28 protein-coding genes are annotated in these 25965 nt (G+C 65.9%); 10 read left to right on the top strand and 18 right to left on the bottom strand.

Going from position 1 to position 25965, the window contains the following annotated elements; genetic code table 11:
• Positions 1–3 precede the first annotated feature (3 nt).
• From EWH21_RS09150 to yegS, 3 genes are all read right to left on the bottom strand, one after another.
• Entirely contained in the window at positions 4–810 is an 807-nt protein-coding gene (locus tag EWH21_RS09150; protein WP_047586432.1) for an MOSC domain-containing protein, read from the bottom strand.
• Positions 811–984: 174 nt separating this feature from the next.
• The gene (locus tag EWH21_RS09145; protein ID WP_037048692.1) at positions 985–1917 is read right to left on the bottom strand and encodes a chemotaxis protein CheV; all 933 of its coding nucleotides are present in this window, start codon (positions 1915–1917) and stop codon (positions 985–987) included.
• A 98-nt stretch (positions 1918–2015) separates the two neighbouring features.
• Entirely contained in the window at positions 2016–2930 is a 915-nt protein-coding gene (gene yegS / locus EWH21_RS09140; RefSeq protein ID WP_277700341.1) for a lipid kinase YegS, read from the bottom strand.
• Positions 2931–3105: 175 nt separating this feature from the next.
• Between yegS and EWH21_RS09135 the strand changes: the two genes are divergently transcribed.
• Positions 3106–3804 (top strand): pirin family protein, encoded by a 699-nt coding sequence (locus tag EWH21_RS09135; RefSeq protein WP_277700340.1) that lies wholly within the window; start codon positions 3106–3108, stop codon positions 3802–3804.
• 8 nt (positions 3805–3812) lie between these two features.
• On the opposite strand, the gene EWH21_RS09130 is transcribed toward EWH21_RS09135, so the two are convergent.
• From EWH21_RS09130 to EWH21_RS09120, 3 genes are all read right to left on the bottom strand, one after another.
• Complete coding sequence (locus EWH21_RS09130) at positions 3813–5372, bottom strand: FGGY-family carbohydrate kinase (RefSeq protein ID WP_277700339.1); 1560 nt, start codon at positions 5370–5372, stop codon at positions 3813–3815.
• A 119-nt stretch (positions 5373–5491) separates the two neighbouring features.
• Entirely contained in the window at positions 5492–7069 is a 1578-nt protein-coding gene (locus EWH21_RS09125; RefSeq protein ID WP_277700338.1) for a glycerol-3-phosphate dehydrogenase/oxidase, read from the bottom strand.
• A gap of 2 nt (positions 7070–7071) precedes the next feature.
• The gene (locus EWH21_RS09120; protein ID WP_047589463.1) at positions 7072–8667 is read right to left on the bottom strand and encodes an FAD-binding oxidoreductase; all 1596 of its coding nucleotides are present in this window, start codon (positions 8665–8667) and stop codon (positions 7072–7074) included.
• Positions 8668–8804: 137 nt separating this feature from the next.
• Between EWH21_RS09120 and EWH21_RS09115 the strand changes: the two genes are divergently transcribed.
• Positions 8805–9839, top strand: a complete 1035-nt coding sequence (locus EWH21_RS09115; protein WP_152488308.1) for an AraC family transcriptional regulator — start codon at positions 8805–8807, stop codon at positions 9837–9839.
• On the opposite strand, the gene EWH21_RS09110 is transcribed toward EWH21_RS09115, so the two are convergent.
• From EWH21_RS09110 to EWH21_RS09080, 7 genes are all read right to left on the bottom strand, one after another.
• On the bottom strand, positions 9836–10444 hold the full coding sequence (locus tag EWH21_RS09110; protein ID WP_277700337.1) for a DoxX family protein: 609 nt from the start codon (positions 10442–10444) through the stop codon (positions 9836–9838). The two genes, EWH21_RS09115 and EWH21_RS09110, sit on opposite strands and share 4 nt — an antisense overlap.
• Positions 10445–10449: 5 nt before the next feature.
• A complete protein-coding gene (locus EWH21_RS09105; RefSeq protein ID WP_277700336.1) occupies positions 10450–11160 on the bottom strand; it encodes a putative DNA-binding domain-containing protein in 711 nt (236 codons plus the stop codon).
• Positions 11157–11999 carry a DUF692 domain-containing protein gene (locus tag EWH21_RS09100; protein ID WP_277700335.1) on the bottom strand — a complete coding sequence of 281 codons (843 nt, stop codon included), beginning with the start codon at positions 11997–11999 and terminating at the stop codon, positions 11157–11159. The genes EWH21_RS09105 and EWH21_RS09100 overlap by 4 nt, the downstream gene beginning before the upstream one ends.
• Before the next feature lie 16 nt (positions 12000–12015).
• Entirely contained in the window at positions 12016–12309 is a 294-nt protein-coding gene (locus EWH21_RS09095; protein WP_037048714.1) for a hypothetical protein, read from the bottom strand.
• Between the two features lie 256 nt (positions 12310–12565).
• Positions 12566–12799, bottom strand: coding sequence for a zf-HC2 domain-containing protein (locus EWH21_RS09090; protein ID WP_037048717.1), 234 nt, complete (start codon positions 12797–12799; stop codon positions 12566–12568).
• Positions 12793–13395: an RNA polymerase sigma factor gene (locus tag EWH21_RS09085; RefSeq protein ID WP_037048720.1), complete on the bottom strand. Its 603-nt coding sequence runs from the start codon at positions 13393–13395 to the stop codon at positions 12793–12795. Before EWH21_RS09085 ends, EWH21_RS09090 begins: the two co-directional genes overlap by 7 nt.
• Positions 13396–13466: 71 nt before the next feature.
• Positions 13467–14588, bottom strand: coding sequence for a beta-ketoacyl-ACP synthase III (locus EWH21_RS09080; protein WP_037049126.1), 1122 nt, complete (start codon positions 14586–14588; stop codon positions 13467–13469).
• A 242-nt stretch (positions 14589–14830) separates the two neighbouring features.
• Between EWH21_RS09080 and EWH21_RS09075 the strand changes: the two genes are divergently transcribed.
• Positions 14831–16441 carry an FMN-binding glutamate synthase family protein gene (locus tag EWH21_RS09075; protein WP_277700334.1) on the top strand — a complete coding sequence of 537 codons (1611 nt, stop codon included), beginning with the start codon at positions 14831–14833 and terminating at the stop codon, positions 16439–16441.
• An 11-nt stretch (positions 16442–16452) separates the two neighbouring features.
• A complete protein-coding gene (locus EWH21_RS09070) occupies positions 16453–17232 on the top strand; it encodes an ABC transporter substrate-binding protein (protein WP_277700333.1) in 780 nt (259 codons plus the stop codon).
• On the opposite strand, the gene EWH21_RS09065 is transcribed toward EWH21_RS09070, so the two are convergent.
• Positions 17229–18260 (bottom strand): AAA family ATPase, encoded by a 1032-nt coding sequence (locus EWH21_RS09065; RefSeq protein ID WP_277700332.1) that lies wholly within the window; start codon positions 18258–18260, stop codon positions 17229–17231. The genes EWH21_RS09070 and EWH21_RS09065 overlap by 4 nt on opposite strands.
• A gap of 1 nt (position 18261) precedes the next feature.
• Positions 18262–18834, bottom strand: a complete 573-nt coding sequence (gene pnuC, locus EWH21_RS09060; protein WP_152488301.1) for a nicotinamide riboside transporter PnuC — start codon at positions 18832–18834, stop codon at positions 18262–18264.
• Positions 18835–18975: 141 nt separating this feature from the next.
• Between pnuC and EWH21_RS09055 the strand changes: the two genes are divergently transcribed.
• The 5 genes from EWH21_RS09055 (at position 18976) to EWH21_RS09035 (ending at position 22219) form a co-directional block, all read left to right on the top strand.
• Complete coding sequence (locus tag EWH21_RS09055) at positions 18976–19728, top strand: tetratricopeptide repeat protein (protein WP_277700331.1); 753 nt, start codon at positions 18976–18978, stop codon at positions 19726–19728.
• 148 nt (positions 19729–19876) lie between these two features.
• A complete protein-coding gene (locus EWH21_RS09050) occupies positions 19877–21352 on the top strand; it encodes a hypothetical protein (protein ID WP_277700330.1) in 1476 nt (491 codons plus the stop codon).
• On the top strand, positions 21349–21753 hold the full coding sequence (locus EWH21_RS09045) for a hypothetical protein (protein WP_277700329.1): 405 nt from the start codon (positions 21349–21351) through the stop codon (positions 21751–21753). Before EWH21_RS09050 ends, EWH21_RS09045 begins: the two co-directional genes overlap by 4 nt.
• 41 nt (positions 21754–21794) lie before the next feature.
• Entirely contained in the window at positions 21795–22010 is a 216-nt protein-coding gene (locus EWH21_RS09040; RefSeq protein WP_277700328.1) for a hypothetical protein, read from the top strand.
• Between the two features lie 20 nt (positions 22011–22030).
• Complete coding sequence (locus tag EWH21_RS09035; protein ID WP_277700327.1) at positions 22031–22219, top strand: hypothetical protein; 189 nt, start codon at positions 22031–22033, stop codon at positions 22217–22219.
• Between the two features lie 35 nt (positions 22220–22254).
• Here EWH21_RS09035 and EWH21_RS09030 read toward each other — a convergent pair whose 3' ends face one another.
• Positions 22255–23538: an NAD(P)/FAD-dependent oxidoreductase gene (locus EWH21_RS09030; RefSeq protein WP_277700326.1), complete on the bottom strand. Its 1284-nt coding sequence runs from the start codon at positions 23536–23538 to the stop codon at positions 22255–22257.
• Between the two features lie 81 nt (positions 23539–23619).
• Positions 23620–24378, bottom strand: coding sequence for an SDR family oxidoreductase (locus EWH21_RS09025; RefSeq protein WP_134676263.1), 759 nt, complete (start codon positions 24376–24378; stop codon positions 23620–23622).
• Positions 24379–24498: 120 nt separating this feature from the next.
• Between EWH21_RS09025 and EWH21_RS09020 the strand changes: the two genes are divergently transcribed.
• Positions 24499–25404, top strand: a complete 906-nt coding sequence (locus EWH21_RS09020; RefSeq protein ID WP_277700325.1) for a LysR family transcriptional regulator — start codon at positions 24499–24501, stop codon at positions 25402–25404.
• A gap of 24 nt (positions 25405–25428) precedes the next feature.
• On the opposite strand, the gene EWH21_RS09015 is transcribed toward EWH21_RS09020, so the two are convergent.
• Positions 25429–25854: a hypothetical protein gene (locus tag EWH21_RS09015; protein ID WP_037048744.1), complete on the bottom strand. Its 426-nt coding sequence runs from the start codon at positions 25852–25854 to the stop codon at positions 25429–25431.
• Between the last annotated feature and the right edge of the window lie 111 nt (positions 25855–25965).

The following is a 25965-nucleotide window of genomic DNA, read 5'->3' as shown; positions in this document are numbered from 1 at the left end:
GGCTTATTCCAGCACCTCGACCGGCATGCCCACCTGCAGCTCGCCTACGCCGCGCGGTAGCAGGTTCTGACCGAAGTACACATCGCCATCGCGCTCACGGTAGGTCTTCAGCGTGGCCAGCGGTTCACGCTGGGCATGGCGCTCGCCGGTCTGCGGATCGACGGTGGTGAGGATGCAGCGCGAACAGCCCTTGGCCACGTCGAACTCCACCTCGCCAATGCGAATGCGCTTCCAGCTGTCTTCCGCGTAGGCCTCGCTGCCGGTGACCACCAGGTTGGGGCGAAAGCGCAGCATCGACAGCGGCTGGCCGACACGCCGCGACAAGTCGTCCAGCGACGCCTGGCCGATCAGCAGCAGCGGGAAACCATCGGCGAAGGCCACCCGGTCCCCTGGCTGCGCATAGGCGGTATCGACCTGGCGGGTACGCTCGTCCGGCACCTGTACCAGGCGACAGGACTTGCCCAGCAGCGCACTGAGCCAGGCCGCCGCTTCGTCGCCGGCATCCGGCACGCGCAGGCTGTCACGCCAGACGGTCACACCGCGCAACGCCTGATCCGGCTCGGGAAGCGCGACGCACAGATCCTCGACCCCGGCCGCGCTGAGCGTCAGGCCGCCGCGACCGTCGTACAGGGCGCTCAGCTGGCTCATCTGCGGCAGCAGGCGTTGCGTGATGAAGCGACCGTTGTCGGCATCGACCACCATCCAGCGGCGGTCGCCATTGAGCCCCAGGCCATCGACCGCGCTGCGCTGCAGCGCCTCGCCGCGCCCGGACTTGAGCGGATAGCGGTACAGCTCCGAAAGACTCGGCATGGATCAGCTCCCTGTTGGCAAAACGCCGTTATACGAGCTGACGCCGATACTCACAAGCACCAGGCTGCAGGAAACAGGGTAAACCCGGGTAGCGGGTTGGCGGATGGGCAGCGTCAGCGCCGGACGGTCGCCCCGCCCGCGCCGCGACGAAAGGATGAAGCCTGCGTGCTGCCCCTAGCGGGGCTCGTCGAGCTCCAGGCGCGTGCGGATCACGTCCACCAGCTTGTCCGGCTGGAACTTGGAGAGGAAACCGTCGCAGCCAACCTTCTTCACCATGGCCTCGTTGAAACTGCCGGACAGCGAGGTGTGCAACACCACGTAGAGGTCCTTGAGGCGCGGGTCGCTGCGAATCTCGCTGGTCAGCCGGTAGCCGTCCATCTCCGGCATCTCGGCATCGGTGAAGACCATCAGCAGCTTGTCGGTCATCACCTCACCGCTGTCGGCCCACTTCTTCAGCAGGTTGAAGGCCTTGAGGCCGTCGCTGGCCATGTGCAGGCGAATGCCCAGCTGGGTCAGGGTGTCACGCAGCTGGCTGAGCGCCACGCTGGAGTCGTCGACCAGCAGGACCTCACGACCACGCGCCTTCTCCAGCAGCGGGTCGGCCAGTTTCTCGGCCGATACCTTGGTGCTCATCGGCACGATCTCGGCCAGCACCTTCTCCACGTCGATCACCTCGACGATCTGCTCGTCGACCTTGGTGATGGCGGTCAGGTAGTGCTGCCGGCCGGCACCGCCAGGGGGCGGCTGGATCGACTCCCAGTTGAGGTTGAGAATGCGGTCGACGCTGCCGACCAGAAATGCCTGCACGGAGCGGTTGTATTCGGTGACGATGATGGTACTGCGCTCATCCGGCACCAGCGGGCGCATGCCGATGGCCTGAGACAGGTCGATCACCGGCAGGGTCTGACCACGCAGGTTGACCACGCCACAGACGAAGCGATGGCGCTGGGGCATCAGCGTCAGCTTGGGCATCTGCAGGACTTCCTGCACCTTGAACACGTTGATCGCGAACAGCTGCCGGCCGCCCAGGCGGAACATGAGGATTTCCAGGCGGTTTTCGCCGACCAGTTGCGTGCGTTGATCTACTGAATCAAGAATGCCGGCCATCATGCGCTCCCGTGGTGTTTAGTGAGTCTAGCCTGCCATTAGGGTTATCGGCGAGCGGCCGGCAGACTGTAGCATTGCTGGCGCTCAGCCATCATGCCTCAGCCCTCTTCACCTGACCAGCGACCGAGTAGCGGGGAATGCTCCGGCAGGTGCAGACGCAGGGCAGCAGGCACCGCGTCGAAACGCAGGCGCTCGCTCGTCATCGGCTCGCCATCGAGGTTGAGGTCGAGCCCCTCGCTGGCCTCGACCTCGACCCAGGGCAGGCGAGCGTTGATCGCCACGCTCTGCAGGCCGCGCATGCCGCCCGACAGCAGGGTGCCCAGGGTCGTCACCACATCCTGCGCGGCCGGTACGATGCAGACGTCCAGCAGGCCGTCGTCGACCCTGGCCTGCGGGCACAGCACATGGCCGCCGCCGGCCTGGCGGCCGTTGCCGATGCCCAGCGCGAGAAACTCCCCCTGCCAGTCGAAGTCAGGCCCGTGGAAGCGCCCCGTGGCGGCGCGCACCTCGGAAAAGCGGCTGAGCCCGGTGAGCAGGTAGGCGGCGCCACCCAGCACCTTCTTCAGTTCTTCCGGCGTGTTGGCGGTGACGTTGGAGCCGAAGCCGCCCGTGGCCATGTTGAGGAAGGCGCGTTCGCCCGCCATCCCGACATCCACGCTCACCGGCTCGACCTCCAGCAGCGCCAGCGCGGCGGCGGGGGCCAGGGCGATACCGGCGGCGTGGGCAAAGTCATTGGCGGTGCCCAGTGGCAGCAGCGCCAGGCTCGCCTCGCTCCGCGCCCTGACCAGCGCCTCGACCACATCGCGCAGGGTGCCATCGCCACCGCCGGCGATCAGCGTCCGATAGCCGGCCGCCAGCCCTTCCTCGACCAGTCGTTCGGCGTCACCGCCTTCCCAGGTCAGGCGCACCGCCAGATCCCAGCCACGCTCGCGCAGGCCGTTAACCGCCGCCCTCACCTCTTCGTTCAGTGCCTGTTTGCCATGCAGAATCAGCCAGGCCTTGCGCTCGCCCATCGCACTCCTCCTTGAAGGGTTCAGCGAAAGCCTAGTGCTTGGCTTTCGCGAAAATAATCGAATAAATCGATGTTAATACCAAAAACATTGCGCTTTAAAATCGATTAAACCAAATGGATCATGCCGCCATCGACACTGCCCGGGACTCAACCTAGGCGTGACAGGAGGATTGACCATGATTGACGTACGTCCGTTCGAACAACTCGGTGGCGCCCACCACGGCTGGCTCAATGCCCGCCACCATTTTTCCTTCGCCGAATACTACGATCCGCAGCGCATGAGCTGGGGCAACCTGCGTGTCTGGAACGACGACGAGATCGCGCCGCACTCGGGCTTTCCGCCCCATCCGCATCGTGACATGGAGATCATCACCTATGTCCGCGAAGGGGCGATCAGCCACGAGGACAACCTGGGCAACAAGGGCCGTACCGAGGCCGGCGATGTGCAGGTGATGAGCGCCGGCACCGGGATCGCCCACAGCGAGTACAACCTGGAGGATGAGACCACCAAGATCTTCCAGATCTGGATCCAGCCGACCCAGGCGGGCCTGCCGCCGTCCTGGGGCGCCAAGCCGTTTCCCAAGGGAGATCGCTCCGGAGCCTTCGTCACCCTGGCCAGTGGCTACGAGGACGATGTCGACGCCCTGCGCATCCGCACCGATGCGCGACTGCTAGCCGCCACGATCAAGGCCGGACAGACTGCCGAGTACAGCCTGCAGCCGGGGCGCAAGGCCTATCTGGTCGCGGCCAGCGGCGCCTTCAGCGTCAACGGCGTGGCCGCCAAGGCACGTGACGGGGTGGCCATCGCCGAGGAAACGCAGCTGCGCGTCGAAGCGCAGGAAGACAGCGAGATCGTGCTGGTGGACGTCGCCTGAGGCCAGCCCTAGGCCGGATAGCCGGTGATCCTGCGGATGCGCTGGTACAGCGGCCTGAGCTGGCGATACATGCGCTGGTAGACCTGCGTGTAGAGCTGCTCGTAGGTGCGCTGCGCCGCCGGGTCGGGCTCGAAGACCTGGCCGACGCGGGTCATCGCGGCGATGGCGGCCGCATAGTCGGCATGCAGGCCAAGGCCCACGGCGCAGTTGATCGCTGCCCCGAGGCCGCTGGTTTCGTACAGATGCGGGCGCTCTGCCGGCAGGCCGAAGATGTCGGCAGTCAGCTGCATCGCCGCATCGCTCTGCGAACCACCGCCGGACACGCGCAGGCGACGGATCGGCGTGCCGGCACGCTTCTCGATGCGCTCCTTGCCCTGGCGCAGGGCATAGGCCAGCCCTTCGAGGATGGCGCGATACAGGTGCGCGCGCGTGTGCACGTCACCGAAGCCGATGATCGAGCCCTTGGCCTCCAGTCCGGGCTCCCGGATGCCGGGGGTCCAGTAGGGTTGCAGCATCAGCCCCATGGAGCCGGGAGGCACGGCGTTGACCAGTTCGTCGAACAGAACCTCGGGCGCCACGCCCAGAGCCTCGGCGCGCTGCATCTCGCGCAGGCCGAACTCGCGCTTGAACCAGCTGACCATCCAGAAACCGCGATAGATCATCACCTCGGTATTGAAGTGATCCGGCAGCGCTGCCGGGTACGGCGGAATCAGCGCGATGGTCTCCAGATAACGACTGCGGGTGGTGTTGATGGTCGCCGTGGTGCCGTAGGAGAGGCACGCGGTGCTGGCGTCCAGTGCGCCGGAGCCGAGCACCTCGCAGGCCTTGTCGGCGCCAGCGGCGATCAGCGGCAGCCCCTCGGGAATACCGGTGTGACGACTCGCCTGCGCCGAGATGCTGCCCAGGCGCTCGCCCGGCTTGAACAGCTCGGGCAGCTGTTCCCGGCGTACCGCCAGCGCCTGCCATTTCCAGTCCCGCGGCGCAGCCCAGCACAGGCGCTTGTAGTCGAACGGCAGGTAGGCCACGCAACTGCTGGTCGAGTCGACGAAACGGCCACACAGACGATGGGTGAGAAAGCCCGAGAGCAGCAGCACCTTGTGCGTGCGGGCGGCGATCTCCGGTTGCTGCTGCGCGACCCAGTTGACCTCGGCCTGGCCACGGAAGTGATCGACCGCCTCCTCGGCACGGGCCAGTTTGAACAGCCAGCCCCACGGCCCCTTGATGCGCTCGCGGACCTCGGCGCGACGCTGGTCGAGCCAGAGGATCGCCGGGCGCAGCGGCGTGCCCTGCTCATCGACATGAATGACGCTGCCACGCTGCGTGGTCACCGCCACGCCCCGGATCAGGCTGCGGTCGATGTCCGCCTGCTGCCAGAGCAGCCGACAGGCCTCACCCAGGCTGGCCCAGTAGTACTCCGGGTCCTGCTCGGCCCAGCCCGGCTGGCTGGAGAAGTACGGGTCGAGCTCCACCTTGCCCTTGGCGAGCAGGTTGCCGGCGGTATCGAACAGCAGCGCACGCACGCTCTGGGTGCCGTTGTCGATGCTCAGCAGGTAGCTTGGTTCGCTCAAGGTGTGATCCTTCTTGTCAGGCATGTGGCTGCGTGGCCGGCTGCATACCGGGCGCGGCTTCTTCGTTTGTCCCGGTTCGCGTCCGGGCTGCCAGCGGCGGCCAGGCCACCACTGGATGATCAGGCTGGCGGCAAGCTGTAGCAGCGTTGCCAGAGCGCCAGGTAGTTCGCTTGTTCCTGCTGCCAGCGCTCGTCGCTCCAGCCCAGGCGCGGCTGGCACAGCGCACGTATGCGCGGCAACTCGGCACGCCCGCCTTCGGCCAGCAACAGGCCCAGACGGGTACGGCGCAGCAGCAGGTCGTCCAGGTGCAGCACCAGTTCGCCGTCGGCGGCCCAGGCCAGCTCGGCCCACAGGGTGTCGGTGCCGGCGACGCACGCCTCACCCAGGGCTTCGATCCGCCGCAGCACCTCGCCCAGCTGGCGACCATGGCGACCGGCCAGACGCCGCTGCTGCGCCGGGCTCAGCGACGCCATGGACGGCAACGCTTCAGCGCGGAACACCGCACAACCGCGGTCGTCGACCGTCTTGCCGACGAAACCGGCGCAAGCGCGCAACACCTCCAGCGCCAGCAGCCGGAAGGTCGTCAGCTTGCCGCCGGCCAGGGTCACGCACCCCGGCTCGACCCACAGCGCATGCTCGCGCTTCTCGTCCGAGGGCTTCAGGCCGACGGCGCCGTCACTCACCACCGGACGCACGCCGGCCCAGGTCGCCAGCACGTCGGCGCGGCCGACCAGGGCCAGGGGAAACTGCTGGGCACAGGCCGCCAGCAGGTAGTCGACCTCCGCGTTGCTGATGGCCGCCTCGTCATCCAGCGCCCCATCATGATCCAGGTCGGTGGTGCCGATCACCGTCGCCCCCTCCCAGGGGAAGACGAACACCGGCCGACCATCCTCCGCATGCATGAAACTGAAGACGTGGGCCACCGGCAGGCGCCAGCCCGGCAGCAGCAGATGGCTGCCGCGCAGCGGGCGGATCCGCCCATTGCCCGGCGTACGCAGGCGGTCGGCCCAGGCCCCGGTGGCCTGCGCCACGGCGCGACTGCGCAGCGGGTAGCGCGCGCCCGTCTGCGTATCCTCGGCGAGCACACCGACGACCTGGTCCGCCTCGCGCAGCAGCTCGACCACGCGCATGCCGTTGAGCGCCTCGCCACCGTCGCTGCGCGCCTCACCCAGCACACGTTGCACCAGGCGCGCATCGTCGGTCACCGCATCGAAGAAACGCGTGCCACCCAGCAGGCCATCCTCGCGCAGGCCCGGCGCCAGATAGCGCAGTTGCTGCAGCGGGTAGAACAGGTGGTTGCGCTTGCCGGCCAGGGCGTCATACAGGCTCAGCAAGCCGCCGAAGACCCTGGGGCCGGGAAAGCCGCCACGATAGTGCGGCATGACGAAGCTCAGCGGCTGCACCAGCCCCGGCGCCTCGCCCAGCAGGCGCTGGCGCTCGCGTACCGAATCACGGGTCAGCGCCAGTTGCCCCTTGGCGACATAGCGCAACCCGCCGTGGACCATTTTCGACGAGCGACTGGAGGTGCCCCAGGCGAAGTCACGCTGCTCCAGCAGCAGGCAACGCCAGCCACGCCGGGCGGCCTCGCGCAGGATGCCGGCGCCGCAGATGCCGCCGCCGATCACCAGCAAGTCCCAGTCGCGCGCCGCCAGCTCGGGCAGGGCACGTTCGCGCCAGGCGGCGTTCCAGGCTTCCATGATCAGTCCTGCAGGAGCACGCCGGGAGCCAGGCGCTGTTCAGGATCGAAATGCGCGGACAGCTTGCGCAACGTGGCCATGCCCAGCTCGCCCTTCTCCTCCACCAGGTACGGCGCATGGTCACGCCCGACGCCATGCTGGTGGCTGATGGTGCCGCGGTTCTCGGCGATGGTGCGGCTGGCCGCGGCCTTCAGGCGCTGCCAGCGCGACAGGGCCTCGGCGTAGTCGCTGCCCGGCCGGAACACATAGGTGGTGTAGATGCTGGAGCCCTCGCCATAGACGTGCGACAGGTGGGTGAACACATGCACGCGCTCACCGTCGCCGACCAGCTCTTCGCGCAGGCTGGCTTCGACCTTGTTCAGCAGGTTGTCGACGTTCGACCAGTCGGTGGCGGTTTCCAGGGTGTCGACCAGATAGCCGCCCTCCCACAGACCATGGCGCAGGTACGGGAAGCGGAAGCGATTCTGCTCCCACTTCTTGCCCAGCAGGGTGCCGGTGAACACCCCGCCGAAGCCCTTCAGCAGGCGCCGCGCCTGTTTCAGCGAGGCGGCGTTCTGCACACGGCTGCCGGTGACGCCGAAGGTCAGCATGCACTTGCCGTCACGGGCGCCGCGCAACGCCAGGTACTTTTCCAGCAGGGCGATCTGCTGCGGATGCCCGGCCAGCGCCAGCTGGGTACGCGACTCGATGGCATTGGACAGGCGCAGCATGGACAGGGGTACGCGCGCCTGGGCCAGCTGTCGCACGGCGCTCAGTGCCTGCTGCCAGTCGGGCAGGAAGACGCTATAGAAGCGCTCCTGCTCGGCCAGGCGGCTGATGCGCACGCGCACTTCGGAAATCACTCCGAAGCGCCCTTCCGAGCCCAGCACCAGCTCGCGCAGGTCGGGGCCGGCGGCCGAGGCCGGGAAGGTGGGAATCTCCAGAGTGCCGGCGAAGGTTTCCAGCTTGCCGCCGGCGAACAGTTGCTCGATGCGCCCATAGCGCAAGGACTGCTGACCGCTGGAGCGACTGGCCACCCAGCCGCCGAGGGTCGACAGCTCCCAGGACTGCGGGAAGTGCCCCAGGGTGTAGCCGCGTGCGCGCAACTGGCTCTCGACCTGCGGGCCATTGGCGCCGGGGCCGAAGGTGGCGATGAGGCTGTCTTCGTCGATGTCGAGCAGACGCGTCATGCGCTCCAGCGACAGGGTCAGCACGGGGCGCTCGCCGGCTTGCGGATTGATGTGCCCGGCCACCGAGGTGCCGCCGCCATAGGGAATCAGCGTGACGTCGTGCTGCTGCGCCCAGGCCAGCAGCTCGCGGATCTGCTCGGCGCTTTCCGGGCAGGCAACGCCATCGGGAAACAGGCCGAAATCCCCGGAGCGCATGGCCAGCCAGTCCGGCAGGCTCTGCCCACGGGCGTGGCGCACGCGCATCTCGGCGTCCTGGCTGATCGACGGGTGCGGCGCCAGGCGCGACGGCGGCACACTGGCCAGCACCTGCGCCAGGCTGGCATCGGCCAGACGCTGCCCTGGCCCGATCAGCTCGGCGAGAAACGCCTCGCCATGTGCCGGCAGTTCCACTTCGGTCGACTCGTCACCCCATCCGTTCCAGCGTCGCATTGCGTTCCCCATTCCGATCAGCACTGATGGCTGCCTATACTAGCCAGCCGTCGTCCGCCGTCACTGTCGGATTGTGACAGGCGCTGTCGCCAATCAAGACAGGCAGAGCACCCTTTCACCCAGAACAAGAAGAACCCATGGAAAACCTCGGCTACACCTCGGTTCCCGCCCTGCTCAAGTACCTGCGCCAGGCCGAGCACCTCGGCCTGGACATCGATCGCGCGCTGGCGGCGGCCGGCATCGATGCGCGCGACCTGGCCGACAATGGCAAGCGCATGCCCAGCGAGGTGCATGAGCGCCTGCTGGAACACCTGATGAGCGTTTCCGCCGACCCGCTGTTCGGCCTGCACGCGGCGCGCTTCGTACAGCCGGGTTCCTGGAGCGTGCTCGGTTACATCGCCATGAACTGCGCCACCCTGGGCGAAGCCATGAGCCGCATCGTGCCCTACGAGAAACTGGTGGGTGACATGGGCACCAGCCGTATCGAAGCGGCCGAGGACCATGTGCGCCTGATCTGGAGCTGCCGTCATCAGGGCCCCGAGGTGCGGCGACACATGGTGGAGAACGTGCTCGCCTCCTGGCTGCTGTACGCACGCTGGATCGCCGACTCCGAGCACTCGCCACGCGAGGTGTGGTTCGAGCACGCGCAACCGGCCGGCACCACGCTCGACGACTACCAGCAGCTGTTCGGCTGCCCGGTGCTGTTCGAGCAGCCATGCAATGCGCTGCTGGTGCCGCTGGACTACCTGGGCGTCGCGTTGCGCCAGGCCGACGCCAACCTGCTGCGCACGCTGGAAGAACACGCCCTGACCCTGATGGCCGGCCTGGACGATGACGAGCCGCTACCGCGACGGGTGAAGAATGCCCTGCGCCTGCTGCTCAAGGATGGTCTGCCACGCAAGGAACGGGTGGCCGAGAAGTTCGACATGACGGTGCGCACCCTGCAGCGCCATCTGCAGCAGGCCGGCACCAGCTACCAGCAGATACTCGACGAGCTGCGTCAGGAGCTGGCCGAGCACTACCTGCTGCGCAGTGACCTGGCGATCCAGGACATTGCCTGCTACCTGGGTTTCACCGAGTCGCGCTCCTTCCACCGCAGTTTTAAGAGCTGGACCGGACAGACGCCGGGGGAGTTTCGCGAGAACCGGCGCCGTGACAACCCGCTCGCCTAGACGGACGCACGCGGCGTGCGCCACTGCCGCGCCAGCCAGTAATCCAGACTGAACCAGCGCCCTGCCCCACTGAAGAACAGCGCGACCAGCATCACCAGGTAGGTGACGGCGAACTCGATGCCATTGTTCAGCACCACGAACTTGCCGCTGCTCGTCAGCCAGTCATAGTTGCCGTGTTCACGCAGGATGGCGCGTGCCCGTTCCAGCTTCTGCGCAGCCGCCAGCACACGTTCGTTGGCGAAGGGCGCGGACGGGTCGGCGATCGCCTGCCAGCCGTAGGGCCAGTGCACGGCACATATCGCCACCAGCATGGTGACGATCAGCGGAATGCTGATCCAGCGCACCGCCAGGCCGAACAGCAGCAGAATGGCGCCACCGGCCTCGCTCAGCGCCGCGGCCCAGGCCAGCAGCTCGGGGAATGGCAGGCCAAGCCCCCAGTCCGGGTTGCCAAACCAGGCCGCCGTGGCGCCGATATCGGCCAGTTTCTGCGTACCGGCCATCCAGAACACCGGCACCAGGTACAGGCGCAGCAGCAGCGGGCCGAGGAAATCCAGGCGCCGGGAATACTCCAGCGCATCCTGGAAACGATTGAGCAAAGCGATCATGACGGTCAGTCCTCGGTATAGGGAAACCAGATGTCGCGCGCCTGCCAGTCTTCCAGCAGCGCACGGGCGTTAGCGAAATAGCTGCGGTCGGCGGCCAAGCCTGCAGCCGTGGCCAGGGCCAGCTGCGCCTGCAGCGGTGGTTCGCCGGCCTGCAGGCGCAGCGCCAGCTGGTAGGCGAAGGGCGTCAGCTGCATGAAGCGCACCTGATCCTTGCCATCCCGCCAGACCAGCAGGCAGGTCGGCTCGTCAGGCGGCAGCGCAGGGCGATGTTCAGCACCGATGCGCTGGACCGGCCACACATAGGCCAGCGGCCAGGCCAGCGGCGACCAGCCGCGTTGCGGCAGCTGCGCCTCGCTGACATCCAGCGCCAGCTCCACCCATTCGTAGTGCGCCAGCTCCAGCATGAACGGCGGGTCGTCAGGCTCAGGGCGGTAGCCCTGCTGCAACCAGGCGATGAACTCCTGACTGATTTCCAGGAAATAGGGGGTAGCGGCACGGTGCTCGGCGAGAAAGCCGCGCACCAGGCATTGCCAGCGCTCGGCACCGATCACGCCGCGCAGCACCGGGAAGGCACCGCTCACCAGGCTGGCGACATTGTTGAAGAACAGCTCCTCGTAGATCGCCATGCGCTCGGCGGCGATCCCCGGCAGCAGCCCGTGCGCATCGGGCTGACGGATGCGCGCGGCGAAATCGCGCTGCAGCTCGATCCCCTTCATGTGCCGTACCTGCCGAGAGGTGTCGCGGCCTGCTGCAACGCACGGATGTGCGCCAGCTCGGCATAGAGTTCGGCCAGCGGCGGGAAGTTGAAGTCGCGCTCCAGCAGCGTCGGTCGCACGCCATGCCGCGCGTAGGTGGCACGCAGCAGGGCCCACACCGGGTCGATCACCGCGGCTCCGTGGGTATCGATCTTCAGGTCGTCGGCCTGGTCGTAGTGACCGGCCACATGCAGGTAGGCGATGCGCTCGCTGGGCATCGCCGCGATGTAGGCATCGGCATCGAAGCCGAAATTCAGGCTGTTGACGTAGACGTTGTTGACGTCCAGCAGCAGCTGGCAGTCGGCTCGCTCCAGCACCGCGCAGACGAACTCTGCTTCCTCCAGCTCACCCGGCAGACGTGCATAGGCCGAGACGTTCTCGATGATCAGCGGCCGTTCCAGCACGTCCTGGACGATGCGCACGCGCTCGGCGATGCGCAGCACCGACTCCTCGGAGAACGGCAGCGGCATCAGGTCGTAGAGCTGGCCCTCGTCGGCACAGGCCGACAGGTGCTCGCTGTAGGCCAGCACGCCGTGCGCATCGAGAAAACCCTTGATGGCGTGCAGCAGGTCCAGGTCCAGCGGTGCGAAGCCACCCAGGTTGAGGGAAAGACCATGGCACAACAGCGGCCGGCGCTCGCTCAGGGCCCGCAGCTGCTTGCCTAGGCGCCCGCCGACGCCGATCCAGTTCTCCGGCGCGACCTCCAGGAAGTCGGCGCCGCTGGCGGAATCGGCGCTCAGCTCGGCCAGCAGGCCGCGGCGCAGGCCAAGCCCGGCGCCGCTGAGAGGTGCGAGTTGCATGATCCGTCCCTCGCCCTTACTCGCTCTTCTCGCCGCCGCACTTGCCTTCGCCGCATTTGCCTTCGGCGTCGGCCTTCTTCTCGGCACCGCACTTGCCCTCGCCGCACTTGCCTTCCTGATCGGCCTTCATCTCGCCACCGCACTTGCCTTCGCCACAGGAACCTTCCTGGGCCTTCTCGGCAGCTGCCAGGCTGTAGCCGCTGGCCAGTTCCTGCGCGGCGAACGGGTTGCTCGCAGCGTGCGCGGTGAACGCCACGGAAGTCAGCAGTGCAGCGCCCAGGGTGGCAGTCAGGGTATTGAGTTGTTTCATGGTGCATCTCCATCGGTTCGATTGACGGGGCCGGATTGGCGCCCTCGCAGCAATGGACGAGGCACAGGTGCGGACGTTACAGCGGAGGGTGAAAACTTTTCCCTGGCCGGGAGGAAATGCGCGTTGAGCAGGTGCGCGACTATCGATTAGCGGCTATCCAGGAGGTCGCGGCTGAAGCCCCTCCCACAGCGGCGACGCGGGGGATGAATGGTGGTGAAAGGGAGAAAAGAAAAACCCGGATCACTCCGGGTTCGCTTCAATCGTCGTCGCGGCGCGTCTGCGCCAGACGCTCGGACAGAGCCTCGAGTTCGGGCAGCTCGCCCTCCGGCATCTGTCGGATCACCGCCTGGGTCAACTTCATCTGCCGGATGAAACGCCGGCAGTTACCGCACATGGCCAGGTGCGCGCGCACCGCGATACGCTGGCGCAGGGTCAGTTGGCCGTCGAGAAAATCGCTTGAGTGAGCGACCAGTTCCTTGCAGGTCAGCATTGGCCTGTCTCCTCGAAATGTTCCAGAGTGGCGAAGACTTTCAGGCGTGCTCGATGCAGCAGCACACGCGCATTGGAGAGCGAGATGTCGAGAAGATTACAGATCGCCTCCAACTCCAGCCCCTGCCGCTCGCGCAATATCAGGACGCTGCTCTGCAATTCCGACAGGCTGGTCAGCGTATGCTCCAGGCACTCGCGCAGCTCGTCCTCGGTCAGCAACGCCTCGGGGCTGTCCTGATGCCAGGCGTGGGGCGCCAGCAGCCAGTGGCCATCGTCGGCGAAGCGCTCCTCGCCGATGGTGCCGTGCGGCGCTGGCAGGTCGTCGAGCAGCACCTCGCGACGATTCTGCTTGAGACGGGTCTTGGCGGTATTGGCGGTGATGGTCAACAGCCAGGTCTTCAGGCTGGCGCGCCCCTCGAAGCCGCTGAGACTGCGCACCACCGCGAGCCACGCGTCCTGCACCACCTCATCGGCGTGGCGGCTGCCGACGATGGCGTAGGCCACCGCCCGCATCGCGCCCTGATAGCGAGCGACCAGCTCGCGATAAGCCTTCTGCTCACCGGCGAGCAGACGATCCAGCAGTTCGGAATCGGACATAGAACTCCCTAGGATGAAGCCTGAGCGCACGCATGAACGCCCTGCGCGCATCAGGCATTCTTAAAGAGAGTTCAACGCTTGCGCAAAATTACACTGCCGATCGAATAACCGGCACCGAAGGAGCTTAGAACACCCAGGCTGCCTGCGGGCAGATCGTCCTGGTTCTTGTGCAGGGCGATCACCGAACCGGCCGAACTGGTGTTGGCGTAGGTGTCGAGAATCACCGGCGCCTCATGCGGCTCGGCATCACGGCCCAGCAGCTTGCGAGCGATCAGCAGGTTCATGTTGAGGTTGGCCTGGTGCAGCCAGAAGCGCTTGACGTCGCTGACGTTGAGCTGGTTTTCCGCCAGGTGCGCGGCGATCAGCTCGGCGACCATCGGGCAGACGTCCTTGAACACCTTGCGGCCTTCCTGCACGAACAGCTTGTCGCGAGTGCCCACGCCCTCCTCCGCCGCACGGTTGAGGAAACCGAAGTTGTTGCGGATGTTGTTGGAGAACTGGGTCAGCAGCTTGGTACCGACCACGTCGAACTGATGCTTGGAAGTGGCCTGGTCGGCACGCTCGATGATCACCGCCGTGGCGGCATCACCGAAGATGAAGTGGCTGTCCCGGTCACGGAAGTTCAGGTGGCCGGTGCAGATTTCCGGGTTGACCATGAGAATCGCGCGGGCCTGGCCGGTCTGGATCGCGGTGGTCGCGGCCTGGATGCCGAAGGTGGCCGACGAACAGGCCACGTTCATGTCATACCCCCAGCCCTCGATGCCCAGGGCCGCCTGCACTTCGATGGCCACCGCCGGGTAGGCGCGCTGCAGGTTCGAACAGGCGACGATCACCCCGTCGATGTCGGCGACGGTCTTGCCGGCACGCTCCAGCGCCTGCTTGGCAGCGCCCACGGCCATCTCGCAGAGGATGCCCCATTGCTCGTTGGAGCGCTCGGGGATGCGCGGCACCATGCGCTGCGGGTCGAGGATGCCGTCCTTGTCGATGACGAAGCGGCTCTTGATGCCCGACGCCTTCTCGATGAAACCACTGCTGGACTCGCTCAGCGCCTCGACCTCGCCACGGGCGATGGCCTCGGCGTTGTCGGCGTTGAACTGCTGCACGTAGGCATTGAAGGATGCCACCAGTTCGTCGTTGGAAATGCTGTTGGCCGGGGTATAGAGGCCGGTACCACTGATCACGACGTTATGCACGGTCATTCCTCTTCTTGGCCGCCAAGGACGGCCTCAGGCAGTAGGACTGCAACGATTGCGCAGACCCAAAAAACGGGGGATAAGGGCCAAGCTCTGGCGATGGTTGGCTCCGGGCCACTGAGTGTGCCACAGGGCGTGGCCATTCGTCCTCAGCCTTTGCAGAGTGTCTATACGGGCAAAAAATGACCAGATAAAGCCGCCTGGTCTAAAGTCTAATTATGTTCCGCATCATGGGAGACCGCATGAACCTGTCCTTGCTCAGCCGCTACGCTTTCTTTGCCTTCTGCGTGCTGTTTACCCTGGGCAGCCTGCCCTTCCTCGATCACGAGTGGCTGGGAGCCTTCACCCTGCTCGGCGCCGTGCTCAGCCTGATCGGCATCGGCGACCTGCTGCAGAAGCGCCATGCGGTGCGCCGCAACTACCCGATCCTCGGCAATATCCGCTACCTGGTCGAGGGCATCCGTCCGGAAATTCGCCAGTACCTGCTCGAAGGCGACGCCGAACAGCTGCCCTTCTCGCGCTCGCAACGCTCGCTGGTCTACTCTCGGGCGAAGAACGAAGGCGCCGACAAGCCCTTCGGCACCCTCAGCGACGTCTACCAGAGCGGCTTCGAGTTCATCAGCCACTCCATGCGCCCGGCACCGCTGACCGACCCCTGCAGCTTCCGCGTGGAGATCGGCGGGCCGCAATGCCGCCAGCCTTACTCGGCCTCCCTGTTCAACATCTCGGCAATGAGCTTCGGCTCGTTGAGCGCCAATGCCATTCGTGCCCTCAACGAGGGCGCGAAGCTCGGCGACTTCTACCACGACACCGGCGAAGGCAGCATCAGCCCCTATCATCGCGAGCATGGCGGTGATCTGGTGTGGGAGCTGGGCAGCGGCTACTTCGGCTGCCGCACCTCGGACGGCCGCTTCGATGCCGAACGCTTCGCTGCCCAGGCCTGCACCCCGCAGGTGAAGATGATCGAGATCAAGCTCAGCCAGGGCGCCAAGCCTGGCCATGGCGGCATCCTGCCCAAGCACAAGATCACTGCGGAAATCGCCAGCACACGCGGCATCCCGATGGGCGAGGATTGCGTGTCCCCGTCGCGCCACAGCGCATTCTCCACGCCGACCGAGCTGCTGCAGTTCATTGCCCAGCTGCGCGAGCTGTCGGGCGGCAAGCCGGTGGGCTTCAAGTTCTGCCTGGGCCACCCCTGGGAGTTCATGGGCATCGTCAAGGCCATGCTGGAGACCGGCATCCTGCCGGACTTCATCGTCGTCGACGGCAAGGAGGGCGGCACCGGTGCCGCGCCGCTGGAGTTCACCGACCACCTCGGCGTGCCACTGCGCGAAGGCCTGCTGTTCGTGCACAACACCCTGGTCGGCAGCAACCTGCGCGACAAGATCAAGCTCGGCGCCAGCGGCAAGATCGTCAGCGCCTTCGACATCGCCCGCGTGCTGGCCATCGGCGCCGACTGGGCCAATTCGGCACGCGGCTTCATGTTCGCCATCGGCTGCATCCAGTCGCAGTCCTGCCACACCAACAAGTGCCCGACCGGCGTCGCCACCCAGGACCCGCTGCGCCAGCGCGCCCTGGTGGTCGAGGACAAGGCCCAGCGCGTCCACAACTTCCACCGCAACACGCTCAAGGCGCTGGCCGAGATGCTCGCCGCCGCCGGCCTCGACCACCCCGCACAGATCGATGCAAAGCATCTGGTGCAGCGCATGTCCGCCACCGAGATCAAGCTGTTCGCCCAGCAACACGTCTTCCTCGCAGCGGGCGAGCTGGTCAGCGGCGAAATCAGTGGCGAGTTCTATGAACGCATGTGGAACATGGCGCGGGCGGACAGCTTCGAACCCGCCCTGGCCTGAGCGATAGCAACATGTCCGAGCAGATACCGCACCGACGCCAACGCTGCCCTGCGCTGACGCGTCTGTGCCTGCTCGGTACCCTGCTGCTGGCGGTCGGCGTTGCCGCCTTCGCGCAGGAACAGCGCCCGCTGCGGTTCGCCGTCATCGAGGGCTGGGCCATGCCGATGATGCAGTTCGTCGACGGCCAGACGACCACTGGCATTCTCTATGACCTCTATATGCACCTGGCGCAAAAGGTTGGCCGCGACGCCGAGCTGGTGGTGATACCACGCCTGCGCGCGCAAAGCGCCCGGGCTCGAGGCGAAATCGACGTACACTGCTACGTCAACCCGTCCTGGCACCAGGACTCACACCACCAGTACATCTGGAGTCAGCCCCTCTTGGTCCAGCACGGCCTGATCGTGGGGCGCAGCGCCGAGCCCGATTTCACCCTGGAGAAACTTCACGGCCAGCGCCTAGGGACGGTCCTGGGTTTCAACTATCCCGGCCTGCAGGCGCTGTTCGACAGTGCCCAGGTTCACCGCGAGGATGTCCGCACCCAGACCCTGGCGCTGGAGAAGCTCGAGGCCGGTCGCTACCGCTATGCGGTCAGCAACAACCTGTCCCTGGACTGGTTCAACCGCCATCGGAGCAAAGCCAAGCAGCTGCACGCGCTCGGTGAAATCAGCAGCGACCTGATCTACTGCCTCGTTCGCGATGCCCCGGACGTACCGACGCAAGCGCTCCTGGGCGCACTGGTGCAGATGAAGCAGGACGGCGAGCTCGAGGCCATCCTCGCCCGCTACCGCTAGGCGTCGGCCAGCACCTGCAGCACCTGCTCGACGCGCTGCGCCAGGCTGCCGGCAAGACGCGTGAACGCCCAGCCGCGCTGCTGCAGCGCCTGTTCATACCACTGGTTCTGGCGCCTCCGGAAGGTCTCGTCCTGGCGCGTGCCGTCCTGCACGAAGGGGAAGTCATCGGCGCACAGGAACACGTGGTGATAATGCCGCCGGGCAAGCTGCTCCAGCTCGGCCTCGGCGCGCCCGAACAGCTCGCGACAATAGAACAGCGTGGTCAGTGGCGTGGTGTCGCAGACCAGGTAGCGCTGACAGTGCCCGGCCAGTTCCCGCTCCCGCGCGACCTGGGTGCGACCAATCCGCAGCAGGTCGTCGTAGCCCAGCACACCGCCCTGCTGCTCCCACAACTCTCGACCGTACTCGGCGGCATGGCGCGTACCCAGCGCCTCGGCCAGCGCCAGGCCGAGGCTGCTCTTGCCGGTGGACTCGCCGCCGAGCAAGGCGATGCGCTCGACGAAGTCCGCGTAGACCTGTGGTGCCAGGTACTCGCGCAAACCGTGGACATCGGCGCGCAGACGCGTACCGGACACCGGCACCGTGACGCGTGCACGGTCGATCTCGACATGCTGCACCGGCCGCCCGAAGCACCTGGCCAGATGCGCAGCGAAACCATCGCCATAGGCTTCGCTGGTGAACACTGCATCCACCGGCCGGCCGAGCACGGCCAGGCAGAAATCGGCGACGAACTGGCGCTGCGCCGCAGCGGGTGCCGATTCATGGGGAAGCTCCGCCAGCGTCACGCCTCGGGCACGCTGCTCGTCGACCCAATCGGCTGTCACCACCCAGCTGCGCAGGTGTGGAAAGCGTGCCTGCAACCAGCGCGCGCGCCGCTGCGGCGCGCAGCCGGGCAACTCCGGGTTCGACCAGCTGAGCAACACCAGCTGCTGGCACTGCATCTGCGCCTGGCGGATCAGCCACTCGTGGCCCAGGTGCAGCGGCGCGAACTTGCCCACCACCAGGCCGCAGGCGAATCGCTGGCGCATGTCAGGCCGCCTGCGCCTCGGCCGCCAGTTCACGGCGCCAGCAGTACAGGCCGTACCAGGCGTTGAACCAGAACAGCACGTAGATGAAGGCCGTCAGGTACAGCTCACGCGAGACGAACAGCGGCACCGCCAGGGTGTTCACCAGCAGCCAGCCGTACCAGGTCTCCAGCTTGCGGCGCATCAGCAGCAGTTGCGCCAACACGCTGAAGGTCAGCACCAGCGAGTCGATGAAGGGCGCGTAGGCATCGGTGAAGTGATGCAGCAGCGCGCCGTAGGCCAGGGCGACGACCACCGCGAGCGACAGCGCCAGGCACAGTTCTCGCCAGGATGAGCGAACGATGGGCAGCGCCGTCCCGCTGCGCCCGTACAACCAGCTCCACCAGCCCAACAGGCTGGTGGCGATGAAGAACAGCTGCAGGGTGACGTCCGCGTACAGCTGCACGCTGAAGAACAGCCAGCCGAACAGCACGCAGCCGACCAACCCGACGGCCCAGGTGTGCACCGAATTGCGTGCAGCCAGCAACACCGAGAGCAGGTAGAACAGGTTGGCGAAGATCTCCAGCGACGACGGCATGCACGCATCCTCAACGGCAGCGAATCAGCCGCGCAGCCTATCACGTGACGTACCCCACAGCCGTGCATGGATCACCTGACAACCATGGCGATCCATGCTCTGATAGCCGCCCCTCCGCACTCCAAAGGACTGGACCGCACCATGCCCCTGCTCGCCCTGCTGATCATCGCCTGCCAAGTCACCTGCGGCCTCCACGTGGTACGCAGCGGCCAGGATCGCTACTGGCTGTACCTGATCATCGCCCTGCCCGGCATCGGCTGCCTGATCTACTTTCTCGGCATCATGCTGCCGGAGCTGCTCGGCAGCCGCCGTGGCCGCCGCGCGCTCGGCAAACTGCACGACAGCATCGATCCGCAGCGCCACCTGCGGGCCCTGCGCGATGAACTGGAGATTCGCGACACCCGCGACACCCGCGTGAACCTGGCCGACGAACTGCTGCGCATGGGGCAGGCGCAAGAGGCCGCCCAGCACTACCAGCAAGCCTTGCGCGGCATTCACAGCGACGCCCCGGACATCCTCCTCGGCCTGGCCAGGGCCCGCTTCGCCCAGGGCGATTTCGCCGGCTGCCAGGCCAGCCTCGACCAGCTGATCGCGCAGAACCCCGACTTCCGCTCGGCCGACGGCCACCTGCTGTATGCCCGCGCCCTGGAGGCCCAGGGCAACGACCTCAAGGCCGAAGAGGAATACCGGGTGCTCGGCAGCTACTGCACCAGCCCCGAGGCGAACTATCGCTACGCCCTGCTGCTGCGCCGGGTCGGCCGCGAGCGCGAAGCCGTCGAACTGCTGCAGCAGATCCAGACCCACGCGCGCCGTTCCGCCCGCCACTACCGGACCCTGCACCAGGAGTGGCTGGAGCTCAGCCGCAAGGCACTGCTCGAGCTGCAACGCGACTGAAGAGCTCGCCATTATTTGCGTGCATCGTTCACAAAAAACGGACGTCGCGCGCCGTTGCGCAAGACTTTGCGCATGGGTCATTGGTTAGCATCTGCCGTTGGCGAAGGAACCTGCCGGCAGATGCCGGCCGCAGCATGGATGCCACAGGATGAGCGGCTACGTCCCCAATAATCGCAACGAACGTCCGGCTCCGGCACCGGAGCCCTACAACGGCGACTTCGACCGCCAGCCTGCGAGGCAGCTCGAAGGCGCTGCCGCCCAAGCCAACCGCTGCCTGGTCGGGCTGCGTTTCGTCTGGGACAACGGCGAATGCATCGGCGCCAACCTGCCCTATAGCCTCACGCCCAGCAGCGGCGGCGCCGTAAGAGGCAGCCTGGATGCCCGTGGCGGCCTGGTCCAGAGCCTCCCTGCCGGCGAATACGAAGCCCAGTTGCTGGCCGATAGCGACGTCGACAGCGATATCAGCAGTGCTCGCGCCGAGCTGCAGGCCGTGCTCGACGAGATCCTCGCGGCGGAGCGCGCCGAAGCCGCTCGCCTGCAAGCCATCCAGGATCAGCGCAGCGCAGTATCCAACTACCTGCATCGACGACTCGCAGCGGGAAAGGGATTCTTCCTTGGTGCCTGGGGACTGCTGAAGACCGTCAAGGAATACTCCGACCTGATCAACCCGTTCACCATCTTCAGCAACACCCTGCGCAGTGCCTGGCAGGCACGCGCCAGCGAGGGAGAATCCTGGCTGGCCGCCTACAACCGCCAGTTCAGTGCGGAGCAGCACCGTGAGCTGGTCGAAGCCCTGGGCTTCGACCCCAGCAGCATCACCCGCGAACAGCTGGCCGAAGCCTACGAGCTGGCCTGCTTCATCTACGAGGACGATCCCAGCAAAGCCATGCTGGGCCGCTTCGCCGTCGACTATGCACAGGCGCAGAACGCCGAGGAAGTGGCCGAGTTCAGTGGTGGTGTGCTGTTCGAAATCGTCCTCTCCGCCCTGCTGATCGTCTTCACCGCCGGCGTCGGCCTGGCTGCACGCGGCGCGGCGTCGGTAAGCTATGTGGACAAGCTGACCCGCCTGGGCAATGCCCTGAAGCGCCTGAGCGCCGCGTTGAAGCGTGCAAGAATCAGGCGCGGGGGCAAGACAAGAGGGACAGGGACCGGGGCGCGAACGGTTGAGGTGGAACGCCCGCAAGCCATTCGACCTGAAGCACTTGCTGCACCAACCGTACGGAGCTGGGCACATCTAACGCTGAGTGAGAGGCACTTTCCTCACAGGGTGACAATCCCCAAGAAAACTGGAAATACCATGTATACAGTTTCGCCGGAGGAAGTAGCGAAGGATTTACGAGAGATTCACATGAACGGTGAATCCATCCGCCAGGGAGAGTTCTTTCATACGTCCTCAGGCCGGGTGTACGGCCTGCATGAAAACTCAATACATCCAGTTAGCGGGCCAGGCACTGTAAATATCACCTCGGCCGAATACAACGTCTTGATAAGCGCCAAGAAGAAAGGCTTGGAGAACGCCAGAAAAACGCTGGATATCATGACTCAGAAAGGGATATTCACCGCTGAACAAAAGGCGCGCACGTCACAACTACTCGACATCATGCAGACACGAGGTATCAAATGAGCAAGTCGATTGACTTATTCATTAGAAACGCAGTTCCCGAGCAGCGAATAATCACACTACTCAACCAAGGGATCCCCGATGGGGTCGAGTCGCTCGACTATCCCAGGGAGCATGCGGCCATCTTCCTTCAATACGCTGACCACGAGGCCGAGTTCCAGCAGAGCCTGGGGCTCTCCTGGGCGTCGGATGAGCTGAGTCTTGACGACGTGCAACTGGCCATCCAGCTGGCCAATGCCCTGTCCACAGAGGTCCTGCTGGAACCTGAACACCTGGCTCTGCCTGATGGCTACACCTGGTGCCTGGCGACGATGGACAAGCAACTGTATGCAGTCGACACCATCGACGTCGAAGATGGAATCGCTGTGAAACCATATGCCCGGAAGATTCTGCTCACTGTCTGAAAGACGCTCACCCTGCTGCCCGGACCACCCGTGACTGGCTCATGACATCCCTCGAAAACGCACTGTCGATGACGGTTCTCGAACTCAGTGACTATGACGAAGCCGCAGAGGCCCTGAGTCAGCTAGGGCGTCTGAACAAAGAGCTCGCCGAGCAGCTGGCACTGGATATCGTTCGCCATGACAAGGGCGACGAGCATCTCCAGGCTTCGGCTTTCGAGACCCTGTATTCAAGAACCTTCACAAAGGGATCGAACTGATCAGGCACCCGCCGGAGCATTTGAACAGCGCCACCCTGAGCGCGATGATCGAATGCACGACTGTAGACTCCGGCATCGCAGCGGAGCACCCTGAAGTTCTCGAAGCGGCAAAGATACTGAAAGAAACCATCCGGCATCTGGACGCTGAAAAAGCCCACCGCATGAAAGACGCCATCGACTGGTTCCAGGAAACCTACCCCGATATCTGATCAGCGCAAGCGCTTCTCTGGCACCGCGCTGCTGGCTACTCCCACGCCTGCCGCTCGCCCTTCCAGGCATGCAGCGCCCGTTGCTGCGTCCCCTGCCACAGCCAGCCATTGCGTGCGCCCACCAGGGTGCTGACCGCATGCTGGCGACCGAAGCGATTGTGCCGCGCCAGCATCAGGGCGATATCGCGCAGCACGGCCAAGGTGCCGCTGTTGGACTGGAACAGCGGCGTCAGCAGGCGGCTGGCCTGACGGTAATACCGCAGGTGATCGCGACGGGCATCGCCGTAGCCGGCGAACCGCGCGTTCCAGTCGAGCGTCTCCTGGGCCGCATCGGAAGCGTCACCCAGGGCATCGGCCAGGGCGGCGGCATCGACCAGTGCCATGTTCGCGCCCTGCCCCAGCTGCGGACTCATGGCATGCGCACAATCGCCGATGGCGAGCACGCGAGCGTCGTGCCAGCGCTGCATGCGCACGTCCGCGTAGGCGGCCAGCGTCAGCTGCGCGGGATCGTCGATCTGCTGCAGATAGCCGTGCGCGGCCTCGCCGGCCAGGCTGCATACGCGACGTTTCCAGGCCTCCAGGCCGTGCTGAAGCCAGGCCTGGTGCTCGCTCAGCGGCAGGCTCCAGAACAGGCTGGTCAGGGCGCAGCCAGGGGCCTGGTGCGTCGCCCCCGTCGGCATCAGGCCGAACATCTCGCGGCAACCGCGGTACCACTGGCGCAGTTCCCCGGACTCGCCGGACGCCGCAATCGGCAGCATGCTCCACAGCGCACCCCAGGGATAAGGCCGCGCCCATTGGCGCACCTGCATCTGCGCGCGCAGGCTCGAACGCGTGCCATCGGCGAGGATCAGTGCGGCGCAATCGCCCAGGGGCTGCTCGGCGCCCTGCGCATCCTGCCGCACGAGTCGAACATGCCCGGCCGCCTGCTCGAAGCGGCTGACGCTCACGCCGGTTTCCATCTGCACGCCGGCACGCTGCGCGGCCTTGAGCAGGGCCGTCATCAATACGCCACGGTGAATGCCAAGGCCAAAGCTGCCTGGCTGCCAGTCGTCATAGCGGGTATCGAGTATCACTCGCCCGTTGCAGCTGGTGCCGTACAGACGGCTGACGGGCGCGCCCAGCGCGGTGCACTCGGCCAGCAGCCCGAGCCGCTGCAGCACCGCCAGGCCGGAAGGCTGCAGCAGGATGCCGGCGCCCACCGGCTGCAGGTGCTCGACCCGCTCCAGCAGGCGCACGGCGAAGCCCTGGCGGGCGAGAAAAATGGCCGTGGCAAGGCCGGCGGTGCCGGCCCCCACGATTGCGATCGGTAGTCCCTTCAAGGCTGTTCTCCCTGTTCTGGCCGGGAGATTCTAACTGCCCCGAGCGCCTGCTGGCGGGAACTGCCACGCAAGCGAGGTGGTTCAGAGGAACATGCCGCCCGATGCCTCGATGCGCTGACCATTGATCCAGCGGCCGCCATCGCCGAGCAGCGCGGCGACGGCGGCGCCGATGTCATCGGGCAGGCCGGCCCGGCCCAGTGCGGTATTGCCGGCGACGAAGGCATTGAGTTCGGAGTTGTCGCGCACCGCGCCGTGACCGAAGTCGGTCTCGATGGCACCGGGGGCCAGCACGTTGGCGCTGATGCCGCGTGGGCCAAGCTCCTTGGCCAGGTAGCGCGTCCACACTTCGATGCCGCCCTTCATCGCCGCATAGGCGCCGTAGCCAGGCAGGGTGAAACGGGCCAGGCCAGAGGATACGTTGAGAATCCGCCCGCCATCGGCCATCAGCGGTAACAAGCGCTGGGTGAGAAAGAACGGCCCCTTGAGCTGGACCTTCAGCAACTCGTCGAACTGCGCTTCGCTGATTTCAGCGAGTGCGGCATGGATGCCGATACCGGCGTTGTTGACCAGAAAATCGAAACGCTCGGCAGCGAAGGTCTCGTGCAGGCCCTGCGCCACGCGCTGGGCGAAGTCGGCGAAGCTGCTGCTGTCACTGACATCCAGTTGCAGCATCAGGGCCCGCCCGCCCTGCGCCTCGATCTCGCCGACCAGTTGCTGTGCTTCCTCGGCCTGGCTGCGGTAGGTGCCGATGATGTCCACGCCCTGCGCCGCCAGGTGCTTGGCGGCACTGCGGCCGAGACCACGGCTGGCGCCGGTGATGAGTGCGATCTTGCGCGTCATGGTGAATCTCCTGTGACAGGTAGTGAAGGTTGATCACAGGTTATTGCTCGTACAAATACTGATAAATCCAGAAAAACAGGAAATACTGATCGCCGTCAGCGAACAATCGGGATTGCCACCATGAACAAGCTGGAGTTGTTGCGCACCTTTCAGCGCGTCACCGAACTGAGCAGCTTCACCCAGGCCGCCGACAGCCTCGGCCTGCCTCGCTCCACGGTATCGGAGCAGGTCCGCGACCTGGAACGCCTGGTCGATGCGCGCCTGTTGCACCGCACCACACGCCGGGTACGTCCGACGCAGGATGGCCAGATGCTGTACGAACGCGCCCGCGAGCTGCTGGCGCAGATGGACGAACTGGAGAACCTGTTTCGCCAGGACGCCCATGCCCTGAGTGGACGACTGCGCGTGGACATGCCCACGGCGATCGCCCGGCGCCTGGTGGCACCGCGCCTCGATGAGTTTCTCGCCCGGCACCCGGCGCTGGAAATCGAACTGGGTTGCAGCGACAGGCGGGTCGATCCGCTGCGCGAGGGCTTCGATTGCGTGCTGCGCGTCGGCGTCAACGAAGACGACAGCCTGGTCGCCCGGCCACTGGGGCATCTGTCCATGGTCAACTGCGCCAGCCCGGCCTACCTGGCCACGCACGGCATGCCCAAGCAACTGGACGACCTCGCCGGACACAGCCTGATTCACTACGTGACAGCCTTTGGCGCACGCCCGGACGGCTTCGAGTTCCAGCGCGACGGCAAGCTGCATTCGCTGGCCATGGCGGGCCGGGTCACGGTGAACAACATCGATGCCTACGAAGGGGCCTGCCTGGGTGGCCTGGGCATCATCCAGGCGCCGCTGGTCGGCATGCGCCTGCACCTGCGGGAGGGGCGTCTGCTGCGCCTGCTGGATGACTGGGTCGCCGCGCCGATGCCGGTGAACCTGGTGCACCCGCACGGGCGTCATCTGCCACGGCGGGTGCGCGCCTTCATGAACTGGCTGGAACAGCTGCTGGCCGAGGAACTCGACGCGGCTTGAACCGCCAGGATCAGGCCAGCCGAGTCAGGGCGTATCGGTGCGGATATCGAAGCCGCCGCGGTTTTCGCTGAGGATGCGCAGGTCATGGCTTTCCCCGGCCTTCACCGGCACCGCCACTTCGCGCAACAGGCGACCCATGCCGCACAGCGTGTCGTCCATCCGGTCCGGGGTGATACCCACCACCCGCGTACCTGCCGGCACCTGGAAGGTCGCGCGCTCTCCGACACCGATACGCGCAGCGACCTGGCGATCGACCTCGATGGCCACGTAGCAGCCACCGCCCATCATCCCGAAATCGCGGGTGACCACGATCTGTCCACCGCTGGCCTGCGTCTCCTGAAAGGCCAGCAGACGATCTTCCGGCACCGGGCGAATGTTTTCCGGGTCACCTCGAAACGACGAACAACCCGCCAGCAACAACAGCGGCAAAGCGATGAGCATCGAACGCATGAAGCCCTCCATGGGCAAATGAGTGCTGCCTGAGTATTGGGGTTGGCGCGCGTGCGGGCAAGGTATCGATGGCAACGATGTCCAGTAGCACAAGCATCGATTTCTGCAATG

Source organism: Pseudomonas sp. REST10 (genome assembly GCF_029542605.1).
In the GTDB taxonomy this organism is placed as follows: Bacteria; Pseudomonadota; Gammaproteobacteria; order Pseudomonadales; family Pseudomonadaceae; genus Aquipseudomonas; species Aquipseudomonas khazarica.
The sequence above is the reverse complement of the archived record's forward strand: the minus strand, read 5'-3'. Positions and strand labels throughout refer to the sequence as shown.